Consider the following 12,415-nt stretch of genomic DNA (forward strand, 5'->3'; position numbering starts at 1 on the left):
GAATGAATCGGTCTTCATTGGACGTTACTCCAAGTCAATAAAATGACTGAAAGCATTGGCAGGGTCCACGAGACAGCGCTACCTTAGAGCCCATCCACTGCCTTTGGCAACCCCCGCTGTTTATCCCTGTGTAGTTGGCAACGCATGACACGCATTGGTTCCCGCTCTACTGGCCGCCCGACCCTCAATGAAGTTGCACGTCAGGCTGGCGTTTCTCCCATCACCGCCTCCCGCGCCTTACGGGGCGTCAGTACCGTTACGCCCGAGTCGGTAGAGAGAGTCCGCGCGGCGGCACTTGCCTTGGGCTATGTCGCCAACCCGGCAGCGCGGGCCCTGGCGTCTTCGCAAAGCCAGACGGTCGTGGTGCTGGTGCCTTCACTGTCTAACCAGTTGTTCATCGAGACGCTTGAAGCGATTCAGAATGTGCTGCGCACCCGCGGTCTGGATGTGGTGATCGGTAACTATCACTATTCGCCCGAAGAAGAAGAAAACCTGCTGCGTAATCATTTAGTGAACCGCCCGCGAGGGTTGCTGCTCACGGGGTTCGATCACACTCCGGCTCTGCGCCAGCTGTTAGCCGCGAGCGGTGTACCGTGTGTACACATGATGGAGCTGGACACCGTGCGCGGTTCATATTGCGTGGGGTTCTCGCAGATTCAGGCCGGTGCCGAGGCGGCTCGCCATTTGCTGGGGCGCGGGCGCAAGCGTCTGGCGTACATCGCCGCGCAACTCGACCCGCGCGTGATGCAGCGCGGTGAAGGGTTTCGCCAGGTGCTGGAAGAGCAGGGGCTGTACGATCCAGCCCTGCAAGTGATGACGCCGCAACCATCTTCCATCGGTCTGGGAGGTGAGTTGTTCATGCAATTGATAACGCAGCATCCTGATGTGGATGGCGTGTTCTTCTGCAACGACGACCTTGCCCAAGGTGCGGCGCTGGAGGCGTTGCGTCATGGCATCGAAATCCCGCAGCGGGTTTCTCTGGTGGGTTTCAATGATCTGCCCGGGTCGGCGCATATGGTTCCGCGGTTGACCTCGATCCGCACTCCGCGTGAAGAGGTCGGGCAGCGTGCTGCTCAATTGCTGTTGGGGCTGATCGATGGAGTCGCGCAGAAACCCCAGGTGGACCTGGGGTTTGAGCTGGTCGTACGGGAGAGCTCTTGAGCAAGGGCTCCGGGCGGATCAGTAACCGTTGCGCTTGAGGATGGTATCCAGGCTTTCTTTGGCAGGACGCCCGTAGAACTTCAGCAGTTCAGATGTACGGTTGGTGAAGAAGCCATCAACACCGTCATGGCTGATCTGTTTGAAGTCCACTTCCTCATCCACGGTGTAGGGATGCACGACCATGCCTCGTTCATGAGCCACGTTGTTCATCCATGGTTTGACCAGGTCCATGTAGCTCTGGTCGCCACCGTTGGTGAGTTTTGCCGACGGGCCGGTGCCGATCGCGCCATGCGCCTTGGCCCAGTCGACCCAGGCGACAAATTCTTCCTGGGTTTTCGGCTTCTGAGCACCGTAGTAAGTGGCTTTGTCTTTAGCGCCTGAATCGGCGAAGGCGACATCGGACTCAGGTTCAATGGAGCCTTTGCCAATCCACAGCAACAATACTTTCGGCACTTGCGGCATTTCTTTCTGCAGCAGCACCAGGCTTGGCTTCTCGAACGTTTGCAGAACAACCCGACCCGGCATCTGCGCGACGCTTACATAACCGGCGGCAGCGGCGGGGCGGCTGCTGAGCCAGCCACGTTTGGCGAGTACTTTCTTGAGGTCTGCTTCGATACCGGGGAATTGGCTCGGCGCTTTGGTTTCGATGTACAGCCCAGGCTTGTTCTTGCCGCCTTCAGCGATATCGATCACTTCTTCCAGCGTCAGGATCTGCAGGCCGACGTAGGCATCGCGCGCGCGCTCGGGGTGAGCCTTGTTGAACCAGCTGCCTGCATCCAGCTGTTTGATTTCATCGAGGGTGAAGGTGTTCAGCGGGTCTTTGATTCGCTTGGGGAAGACTTGCGCGATGTTGGTCGTGCGCTCCAGCGTGTCATCGTGCAGGGCGATCAACACGCCGTCTTTTGTGCGCTGAATATCCATTTCGAGATAGTCCGCACCCTGATCCCGGGCCACTGTATAGGCGGGGATAGTCTCTTCAGGTGCGTCATAAGAAGCACCGCGATGGGCGATCACGGCGGGCCACGGCAAGCCGATTTTTGCACTCAGTGCCTTGCCAGGCGGTTCGGCCGAGACAGCTGGCGCCGAGGCCATCATCAGGCCCGCCAGCACGCTGCCGGTCAGAAGGCTGCTCAAGGGCGTCTTGAAGAGCAGCGTTTTTGAAATTCCTTTCAGCATGGTCTCGATAATCCTTCTTTTTGTGATCGTTGACGATCAGGTCGTTCATTGCCGACAAACCTGAGGCAGAGCTTTAGCAGCCTCTGGTTGACCCGGCAAGCGATGCGTCGTTCTGTGATCGTTAATGTCGTTACCCAACACATCAATGACGGGGTTGAAATGCATACCCTGTAGGAACTGCCGAAGGCTGCGAGGCATTCATCCTGACACACCGTCATGGCGGCCTTAGGTTTTTCTGTTGGAGCGAGGCTTGTCCGCGAACCAGTCAACTCGATAGGTCAGACTAACGACGTTATCGTTCTTCGCGGGCAAGCCTCGCTCCCACAGACACGCGGATCGTGCAGGTAAAGGGGCTTCAAATAACAGGCACCAGTTGAGCAGCCTTTTGTTGCAACGCAATGAAGTCCGGTTCCACAAACAAAAATGCCAGTCAGGGTCGCTGACTGGCATTGGCTATTGCACGGGCTAATTACAGATCATCAAAGAACCGCTCATGCCAGTCCACGAGCGGTTGTGGCGAGTTGAGCTTCTGGCCGTAGATCACCGAGTAGGACAGCACGTTCTGTACGTACTGACGGGTTTCGTCGAACGGAATGCTTTCTACCCACACATCAAAGGCCAGGTGATTGGCACCCTTGAGCCACTGTCTGACGCGGCCGGGGCCTGCGTTATAAGCAGCGGAGGCGAGTACCCGGTTGCCATTGAACTGGGCGTGGACCTGGCTCAGATAGGCTGCGCCCAACTGAATGTTTTTATCCGGATCCAGTACTTGCTGAGGGGACGCCAGCGGGATGCTGAATTTGCGCGCGGTTTCCTTGGCGGTCGCCGGCATCAACTGCATCAGGCCGCTCGCACCGACACCCGAGCGGGCGTCGTCCATGAAGGCACTTTCCTGACGGGTAATCGCAAATACCCAGCTTGAATGCAGGCCGCGAACCTTGGCCTCACGAACCAGCGTATCGCGGTGCGCCATCGGGAAGCGGATATCCAGATCGTCCCAGTACTGCGCCTGGCTGATGGTTCGAATGGCCGGGAAGTACCATTTCAGGTCGTAGGCCAGCTTGGCCTGGGCAACCATTTCATCGCGGTTGAAATGGCGGCTGACGTGGTACCACTCGCGACGCCCATCGACGATCTGCCCGCGAGCATGGAACTCCAGTGCGCGACGCACGCCCGGGGTATTACGAACCTTGTTGATCAGGGCCTGGCTAAGGACCAACGGCTTGTTGTTGAGTTGATAAGCGCTCTGCGTCCGGTCTGCTGCCAGGAAGCCGTAGAAATCACGCTCCTTGGCAACATCTTTGTACAGCGCCGGGATCAGCGGGCTATGGGGTTGAGCCAGCTCCAGAGAGCGGGCTTCCCAGTAGCGCCAGCGATTGGTGTCAGCAAGATCCTTAGGCAGGCGACGACTCAGCTCGTAGGCATCTTCCCAGCGGCCCAGGCGCAGCAACAGGCGCAGGCGCCATTCGGTGACTGTGTTGTCGCGCAGGTCCGGGTCGTATTTGGTCATGACCTCCAGTGCGCGTCCGTCATAGCGGCGGGCCAGGGTCAGGCCAATCTCTTTGGCGATCTGTACTTGCTCTTCATGAGAGAAATGCATCTTGGCCGAGTAGCCGTCGAGCATGTCCATGGCTTTCTGCGGATCTTGCTTGGCGAGTCGGCGCAGGCCAAGGCCGACTACGTCAGACATCGCCTCATCGACAGGAGCGAACTGTGCCGGGTTGTTGAGCATCTCCGGTTTTTTGGCGATTTCCAGGAGCAACTTGCCTTGTGGTGCAAGGCTGTTGAGGCTGTTAACCAGTGTAGTTGCCAGAGGATAGTTGCCAGCCTGTGCGGCGAGCTTGGCCCGCTGCCAGCGTTTCTGTTCCGGCAACTGGCCGTCAGCGGCCCACTGGGCGAAGAAGCCATCGCAGGAACCTGGCAAGCTCTTGCCCGTCATCCACAACTTCTCGGCGCTGGCATAACCCTCGGCTTTTTTGCCGTGGCCCAGCAGGTACTGACCGTAAAGGCAGTCGAGTTCCACGAAGTTCATCTTCGGGTCGTAATACTTGACGAATGTTGCCCAGTCGCCCCGTTCGGCAAGCCAGCGCAACCAGCGCAGCTTCATCCAGTTGGCCTGAGGCAGATCACCATGCTCGGCCAGGAATTTTTCGATTTCCGGATTGCTCGCAGTCTTCAGGCGGGCGGTCAGCTCGTCGTAGGCCAGATAAGGCTCCAGCGGATAATCCGCGAGTGCCGCGGCATAGGCTCGATAAGGCCCCGTATCGCCCTTGGCCAATGCGCTTTTGGCCACATCGTAATATTGACGCTGTTGATTGAGATCTGCGGCGTAAACAGTTTGAGCCGCAGTAGCAGAGAGGAGCATGCAGGAAAAAAGGCTGAACAAGCGACTGCGCATGAGACTTCCGAGCAGATGAATCGTGAAAAGTGTCGCTAGCTTAGCCTTTTGCCAGCTCCGGTTGAAAGCGTTGCGGACCGAGGGTTCGCAACTGGAAACAAATGAGGACGACTCAAGGCGCGTCGTTGCGCATTCCAGACAGCGCGCTTGTCATTGAAACCCGACATATGGCTTCTATCTCAGGTAGAATGCGCCCCCGGTTTTTGGAGAAGCTCATGACCCTGCTCAAATTCAGCGATGTGTCCCTTGCGTTCGGCGCTATGCCGTTGTTGGACAAGGTATCCTGGCAGATCGCCCGTGGTGAGCGGGTGTGCATCATCGGTCGTAACGGTACTGGCAAGTCCAGCATGTTGAAGCTGGTCAAAGGCGTACAGAAGCCCGATGACGGTGCAGTCTGGCGTGCGCCAGGCCTGAAAATCGGCGAATTGCCCCAGGAATTGCCAGTAGCCGACGACCGGACAGTGTTCGACGTGGTCGCTGAAGGCCTGGACGGTGTGGGCGCCTTGCTGGCCGAGTATCACCATCTTGCGCAGAACTGCGTCACTGAAGAGGACCTGAACAAGCTGATGCACGTTCAGCAAGACCTCGAAGCCCGTGATGGCTGGCGCTTGCAGCAACTCGTTGACAGCACGCTGAGTCGCCTGCAATTGCCCGCCGACAAGACTCTGGCCGAGTTGTCCGGTGGCTGGCGTCGTCGTGTGTTGCTGGCCCAGGCGCTGGTATCCGAGCCGGATCTGCTGCTGCTCGACGAACCAACCAACCACCTGGACATCGGCGCGATTGCCTGGCTGGAAGACGCGCTCAAGGAATTCCAGGGCGCCGTGCTGTTCATCACGCACGACCGTTCTTTCCTGCAAAACCTCGCGACCCGCATCCTTGAACTGGACCGTGGCGGTCTGATCGACTGGAACGGCGACTACGCCAGTTTCCTCGTTCACAAGGAAGCGGTGCTGGCTGCCGAAGAAACGGCCAATGCGCTGTTCGATAAGCGTCTGGCTCAGGAAGAAGTCTGGATCCGTCAAGGCATCAAGGCCCGTCGCACTCGTAACGAAGGCCGTGTGCGTGCCCTCAAGGCATTGCGCGTTGAGCGTGGCGAGCGTCGTGAGCGTACCGGCAAGGCGAATATCCAGCTGGATACGGCCGACAAGTCCGGCAAACAGGTCATGGTCCTGGACAACGTCAGCTTCGCTCACCCGGGTGGGCCGATGCTGATCAAGGACTTCTCCATGGTCCTGCAGCGCGAAGACCGTATCGGCCTCTTGGGCGCCAACGGCACCGGCAAGACTACGTTGCTCAAGCTGATGCTCGACAACCTGCAGCCAACCAGCGGCTCGGTAGATGTCGGCACGCGTCTGGACGTGGCTTACTTCGACCAGTTGCGTCACCAGCTGGATCTGGAAAAAACAGTTATCGATAACGTCGCCGAAGGTCGCGACTTCATCGACATTGATGGTCAGAGTCGTCACGTACTCAGCTATCTGGGCGACTTCCTGTTCAGTCCGCAGCGTGCACGTACCCCCGTCAAGGCGTTGTCCGGCGGCGAGCGGGCGCGTCTGTTGCTGGCCAAGTTGTTCAGCAAGCCAGCCAACCTGCTGGTTCTCGACGAACCTACCAACGACCTCGACGTGGAAACCCTCGAGTTGCTGGAGGAGGTGCTACTGACCTTCAAAGGCACCGTGTTGATGGTCAGCCACGACCGGGCATTCCTTGACAACGTGGTCACCAGTACGCTGGTCTTCGAGGGTGAAGGCAAGGTTCGTGAGTACGTCGGTGGTTATCAGGACTGGTTGCGTCAGGGTGGTTCGCCAAAACTGCTGGGCGTCACCGACTCCAAGTCGGGTAAAGCCGAGCTGGCCACTGCCGTGGTGGAGGCCGCTCCGGTAGAGGCTGAAGAAATGCCAGTAGCGAGCGCCAAGAAGAAGCTCAGCTACAAGTTGCAGCGTGAGCTTGAAGCGCTGCCTGAGCAGATCGACGAAGTAGAAGCACAGATTGCCGCATTGACCGCTGAAATGGCCGAGCCTGGCTTCTATCAGCGTCCTGCGGAGCAAACGGCCGCAGTACTGGCGCAACTGGAAAACCGTCAGGCTGAGCTGGACGGTTTGCTGGAGCGCTGGGCCGAGCTGGACGCCTGATACTCAAGGTCAATAAAAAGCCCGGATCAGTGATCCGGGCTTTTTATTGTGTGGCGAGCCACTGAATTGAAATGCACTTCCTGTAGGAGCTGCCGAAGGCTGCGAAGCGTTCATCCTGACGCACCGCCATCGCAGCCTTCGGCAGCTCCTACAGGTCCAATGTCCGCCAAAAGGCAGCGCTGTGCCACGGACAGGGAGTGCGCTTGTTAATCCTGTTGTTGGATCACTCCGCCTTTTTCAGGCGTACGGCGAGTACATCACAAGGCGCGCCATGCAGTACGTCGTTAGCCGTTGAGCCCAGCAACAGAGCCAGACCATGACGGCCATGACTGCCGACAACAATCAAATCGCACTTTTCCTTGATAGCCAGCTCATGAATCTCCTGACGAGGCTGACCGTAAACCAAATGCGCTTCACCAATATTCGTATCCGGGTACTGGGCCTTCAATGCCGCGAGCTTGTCCTTGGCCTGATCGAACTGCTGTTGCTGAAGCTGCGAAAGGTCCATCGGAACATCACCGCCAAAAGCCATGGCCATCGGCTCGACGATATGAACCAGCGACAGCTTGGCCCCGTTGCGCTCGGCAATTTCGCGACCGCGGGAAAGGACAGGGTTGCACTCGTCAGTCAGGTCAACGGCGACCAGAACGTGTTCATACTTCATGAGGAAGTCCTCCGTAAGGTTGCGATATATTCAGTATGGCTCTTTAACGCCCATCTGGGCAGGCCATTGTTTTCAGCTATAGGTAAACGGACAAAAAGGCAGCAAGCAATATGACGTTCTGGATAATTCTGTCAATCGTTGGAGTGATGCTGAGCCCTCTGGTATGGCTGCGGCCCTCTCGGCAGCAGGGCGGCAGAATGGCGCTGCGTCTGGAGGCGCGTCGCATGGGGCTTGCGATGCAGTTGGTGGCTCAGGACTGGCCGCACTGGCTTGCCAAGGAACCGCCGAGTCCCTGCGCGCAATATCATCGTCCGCGGCGTAGCAGCAAACCGTCGGTGTGGGCGTATTGGCAGGCAGAGCCGGGGATTTGGCTCAATCAGTGGCGCGAGCCTTGTGATGATGCAGTGCTGCTGGCGCATTTCAGTACGCTGCCAGCGGACGTTTACAAGATCGAGGCGGATCAGCAAATGGTCACGCTGTATTGGGGCGAGAAGGGCGAAGCAGATGTATTGCAACGCATTGCTGTCGTCCTGAAGGCGTTGGCCTAAGGTCTGTGCGGTCAAATCGCAGGCATTAAAAAGCCCGATAACAACATCGGGCTGGGGTTGGCCAGGCAGGCCGATAATTCTGTGGCGCTTTGCGGTGCAATGCCCAAAGCGTCTGATGCGTGCGTTCGACGAAAACCTTACGTTATGCCTCGTGCCGTCGTGCGCTGAATGTAGACCCTTTGCTCTCATTTGTCGCGCTTTCTTGCATTTATTTTCCTGCGTGACCATCTATGGTGCAAAAAAGCGGCTGGGTATTTACGCGCAGGCTGCCTATAAACACAGTGAATAGAGTCTGATCATGCTGAACTTGATCGGTCCAGAGCATGCGATGCTTTCGAGACGGGGCCGCTTTTGTTGGTGATTCGTCGAATTGACAAATTCCGGGTTTTGCATGAAGGTAGGCGCACCCAAATCAAACGGGCGTATGAATTGAGCGTTTGGTAGTAAGACAGTTCTTACAGCTCCCGGCTACCGCATCGACGGGTGTGCCTGAAGGTTTAGCGTTTCATCGACGATAACGTCGTAGTCGCGCCAGATTTCAGCGTCCGGTGTGTATTGTTCAGCTTCCATATCGTGGAGATCAGTTGATGATTTACGAAGGTAAAGCCATCACGGTTAAGGCTCTTGAGAGCGGCATCGTCGAATTGAATTTCGACCTCAAGGGTGAGTCCGTCAACAAGTTCAACCGTCTCACCCTCAACGACCTGCGTCAGGCGGTGGATACCATCAAAGCCGATGGCTCCATCAAGGGCGTGATTGTTACCAGCGGCAAGGACGTGTTTATCGTCGGCGCTGATATCACTGAGTTCGTCGACAACTTCAAGTTGCCGGACGCAGAGCTGCTGGCCGGCAATCTGGAAGCCAACCGGATTTTCAGTGATTTCGAAGATCTTGGCGTACCCACCGTGGTAGCCATCAACGGTATCGCGCTGGGTGGCGGACTGGAAATGTGCCTGGCCGCAGACTACCGAGTGATGTCCAGCAGCGCCAAAATCGGCCTGCCAGAAGTCAAACTGGGTCTCTATCCAGGTTTCGGCGGTACTGTTCGCTTGCCGCGTATCGTCGGTGCCGACAACGCGATCGAATGGATTGCTTCCGGCAAGGAAAACCGCGCTGAAGACGCTCTGAAAGTGGGCGCGGTCGACGCTGTAGTCGCTCCGGAAAAACTTCAGGAAGCTGCGTTGGACCTGATCAAACGCGCCATTTCCGGTGAGTTCGATTACAAGGCCAAGCGCCAGCCGAAACTGGAAAAGCTCAAGCTCAACGCCATCGAACAAATGATGGCCTTCGAAACTGCCAAGGGTTTCGTCGCCGGTCAGGCGGGTCCTAACTATCCTGCTCCGGTTGAAGCCATCAAGACCATTCAGAAGGCTGCGAACTTCGGTCGCGACAAGGCGCTGGAAGTCGAAGCCGCGGGCTTCGTCAAAATGGCCAAGACTTCTGCTGCGCAAAGTCTGATTGGCCTGTTCCTGAATGATCAGGAACTGAAGCGCAAAGCCAAGGTTTATGATGAAGTCGCCAAAGACGTGAAGCAGGCTGCGGTATTGGGCGCTGGCATCATGGGCGGCGGCATTGCCTATCAGTCGGCTGTCAAAGGCACGCCGATTCTGATGAAAGACATTCGTGAGGACGCCATTCAGTTGGGCCTGAACGAAGCCTCGAAACTGCTGGGCAATCGTGTAGAAAAAGGCCGCCTGACTGCGGGCAAAATGGCTGAAGCACTGAATGCGATTCGTCCGACGCTGTCCTACGGCGATTTCGGCAATGTCGATCTGGTGGTCGAAGCGGTTGTCGAGAATCCGAAGGTCAAGCAGGCGGTATTGGCTGAAGTCGAAGCCCAGGTAGGCGAAGACACGATTCTGGCTTCCAATACCTCCACGATTTCCATCAGCTTGCTGGCGAAAGCCCTCAAGCGTCCGGAAAACTTCGTCGGTATGCACTTCTTCAACCCGGTGCACATGATGCCTCTGGTGGAAGTGATTCGCGGCGAGAAGTCCAGTGAGCTAGCTGTTGCGACCACCGTGGCCTATGCCAAGAAAATGGGCAAGAACCCGATCGTGGTCAACGATTGCCCGGGCTTCCTGGTTAACCGGGTACTGTTCCCGTATTTCGGCGGCTTCGCCAAATTAGTCAGCGCCGGTGTTGATTTCGTGCGTATCGACAAAGTCATGGAGAAGTTCGGCTGGCCCATGGGCCCGGCGTACCTGATGGATGTGGTTGGTATCGACACAGGTCACCACGGTCGTGATGTCATGGCCGAAGGTTTCCCTGATCGCATGAAGGACGACCGCCGTTCGGCTATCGATGCCCTTTACGAGGCGAAACGCCTGGGTCAGAAAAACGGTAAGGGTTTCTACGCTTACGAGACTGACAAAAAGGGCAAGCCGAAGAAGGTTACCGACTCTGCGGTGCTCGAAGTCCTTAAGCCGATCATCTACGAACAGCGTGAAGTATCCGACGAAGACATCATCAACTGGATGATGATCCCGTTGTGTCTGGAAACCGTGCGCTGCCTGGAAGACGGCATTGTCGAAACAGCCGCTGAAGCTGATATGGGCCTGATTTACGGCATCGGTTTCCCTCCGTTCCGTGGCGGTGCGTTGCGCTACATCGACTCTATTGGTGTCGCTGAATTCGTTGCCCTGGCCGATCAATATGCTGATTTGGGCGCTTTGTACCACCCGACCGCGAAGCTGCGTGAGATGGCCAAAAACGGCCAGAGTTTCTTCGGTTGAGAGCTTCGGTTAAGCGCCTTTCAGGAGTGAATGTATGAGTTTGAATCCAAGAGACGTGGTGATTGTCGACTTCGGTCGCACACCCATGGGCCGCTCTAAGGGCGGCATGCACCGCAATACCCGTGCTGAAGACATGTCCGCGCACCTGATCAGCAAGCTGCTGGAACGCAATAACAAAGTCGATCCGGCGGAAGTTGAGGACGTGATCTGGGGCTGCGTTAACCAGACTCTGGAGCAGGGCTGGAACATCGCCCGTATGGCTTCGTTGTTGACGCAGATTCCGCACACCTCGGCAGCGCAGACGGTCAGCCGTCTGTGTGGTTCCTCGATGAGTGCGCTGCACACTGCGGCGCAAGCGATCATGACCGGTAACGGGGATGTGTTCGTGGTCGGCGGCGTCGAGCACATGGGGCACGTGGGCATGATGCACGGTGTTGATCCTAACCCGCACATGTCCCTGTACGCCGCCAAGGCGTCGGGCATGATGGGCCTGACGGCAGAAATGCTCGGCAAAATGCACGGCATCACTCGCGAGCAACAGGATGCCTTTGGCGTGCGCTCCCACCAGCTTGCTCACAAGGCGACGGTGGAAGGCAAGTTCAAGGACGAGATCATCCCGATGCAAGGGTATGACGAGAACGGCTTCCTCAAGGTCTTTGACTACGATGAAACCATCCGTCCCGAGACCACTCTGGAAAGCCTCGCAGCCCTGAAACCAGCCTTCAATCCGAAAGGCGGCACTGTGACAGCCGGGACGTCCTCGCAAATTACCGACGGTGCTTCGTGCATGATCGTGATGTCTGCCCAGCGCGCTCAGGATCTGGGTATTCAGCCGCTGGCGGTGATCCGTTCAATGGCGGTAGCAGGTGTGGACCCGGCCATTATGGGTTATGGTCCGGTTCCGGCGACCCAGAAAGCCTTGAAGCGTGCAGGTCTGAGCATCGCGGATATCAACGTCTTCGAGCTTAACGAAGCGTTCGCCGCACAGGCCCTGCCAGTGCTGAAAGATTTGAAAGTGCTCGACAAGATGGATGAGAAGGTTAACCTGCACGGCGGTGCCATTGCCCTGGGTCATCCATTTGGTTGCTCTGGAGCACGTATCTCTGGCACCTTGCTTAACGTCATGAAACAAAATGGCGCCAATCTTGGTGTTGCAACGATGTGCATCGGGTTGGGGCAAGGTATTGCTACCGTCTTCGAACGCGTCTGACGCGTTTGTTTGATGCGAGCCGGGGCCAGGTGCCCCGGCTTTTGTATTTTTGTAAAAGCCATTCCAGAAAAGTTTTTCAGTTTTTTTTCGCGAGGACAGCAGCATGAATTTACAGCCAGGGCTCTATCGCCATTACAAAGGCCCCGAGTACCGTGTATTCAGTGTTGCCAGGCACTCCGAAACCGAAGAAGAAGTAGTGTTCTATCAAGCCCTGTACGGCGATTACGGGATGTGGGTGCGGCCATTGAGCATGTTTCTGGAGTCCGTCGAGGTTGACGGCGAGCAGGTCCCGCGCTTTGCTTTGGTTCAAGCCGAACCGAGCCTCTTTTCCAGGCCGTGAGGCGAGATCGATCACTATCCCGTGCTTGACCTCCTCTTGTAGCCACTATAT

9 protein-coding genes are annotated in these 12,415 nt (G+C 57.1%); 6 read left to right on the plus strand and 3 right to left on the minus strand.

The features are described from left to right. Window positions 1-144 precede the first annotated feature (144 nt). On the plus strand, window positions 145-1,161 hold the full coding sequence (locus EE949_RS23290) for a LacI family DNA-binding transcriptional regulator (RefSeq protein ID WP_122666436.1): 1,017 nt from the start codon (window positions 145-147) through the stop codon (window positions 1,159-1,161). 18 nt (window positions 1,162-1,179) lie between these two features. On the opposite strand, the gene EE949_RS23295 is transcribed toward EE949_RS23290, so the two are convergent. Beyond that, the gene (locus EE949_RS23295; protein WP_162873883.1) at window positions 1,180-2,334 is read right to left on the minus strand and encodes a glycerophosphodiester phosphodiesterase; all 1,155 of its coding nucleotides are present in this window, start codon (window positions 2,332-2,334) and stop codon (window positions 1,180-1,182) included. A 472-nt stretch (window positions 2,335-2,806) separates the two neighbouring features. Next, the gene (locus tag EE949_RS23300) at window positions 2,807-4,735 is read right to left on the minus strand and encodes a transglycosylase SLT domain-containing protein (RefSeq protein ID WP_122666438.1); all 1,929 of its coding nucleotides are present in this window, start codon (window positions 4,733-4,735) and stop codon (window positions 2,807-2,809) included. 215 nt (window positions 4,736-4,950) lie between these two features. Here EE949_RS23300 and EE949_RS23305 point away from each other — a divergent pair, with 215 nt between their 5' ends. Next, a complete protein-coding gene (locus tag EE949_RS23305) occupies window positions 4,951-6,867 on the plus strand; it encodes an ATP-binding cassette domain-containing protein (protein ID WP_122666439.1) in 1,917 nt (638 codons plus the stop codon). Window positions 6,868-7,090: 223 nt separating this feature from the next. On the opposite strand, the gene EE949_RS23310 is transcribed toward EE949_RS23305, so the two are convergent. Further along, a complete protein-coding gene (locus EE949_RS23310; protein ID WP_122666440.1) occupies window positions 7,091-7,531 on the minus strand; it encodes a universal stress protein in 441 nt (146 codons plus the stop codon). Window positions 7,532-7,641: 110 nt separating this feature from the next. Between EE949_RS23310 and EE949_RS23315 the strand changes: the two genes are divergently transcribed. The 4 genes from EE949_RS23315 (at window position 7,642) to EE949_RS23330 (ending at window position 12,364) form a co-directional block, all read left to right on the plus strand. Next, complete coding sequence (locus EE949_RS23315) at window positions 7,642-8,079, plus strand: hypothetical protein (RefSeq protein ID WP_122666441.1); 438 nt, start codon at window positions 7,642-7,644, stop codon at window positions 8,077-8,079. 587 nt (window positions 8,080-8,666) lie between these two features. Continuing rightward, window positions 8,667-10,814 carry a fatty acid oxidation complex subunit alpha FadB gene (gene fadB / locus EE949_RS23320; RefSeq protein WP_122666442.1) on the plus strand — a complete coding sequence of 716 codons (2,148 nt, stop codon included), beginning with the start codon at window positions 8,667-8,669 and terminating at the stop codon, window positions 10,812-10,814. A gap of 34 nt (window positions 10,815-10,848) precedes the next feature. Beyond that, window positions 10,849-12,024 (plus strand): acetyl-CoA C-acyltransferase FadA, encoded by a 1,176-nt coding sequence (gene fadA, locus EE949_RS23325; protein WP_122666443.1) that lies wholly within the window; start codon window positions 10,849-10,851, stop codon window positions 12,022-12,024. Window positions 12,025-12,127: 103 nt separating this feature from the next. Then, the gene (locus EE949_RS23330; protein WP_122666444.1) at window positions 12,128-12,364 is read left to right on the plus strand and encodes a DUF1653 domain-containing protein; all 237 of its coding nucleotides are present in this window, start codon (window positions 12,128-12,130) and stop codon (window positions 12,362-12,364) included. Window positions 12,365-12,415: the final 51 nt, after the last annotated feature.

Source organism: Pseudomonas viridiflava (assembly GCF_900602065.1).
GTDB lineage: Bacteria > Pseudomonadota > Gammaproteobacteria > Pseudomonadales > Pseudomonadaceae > Aquipseudomonas.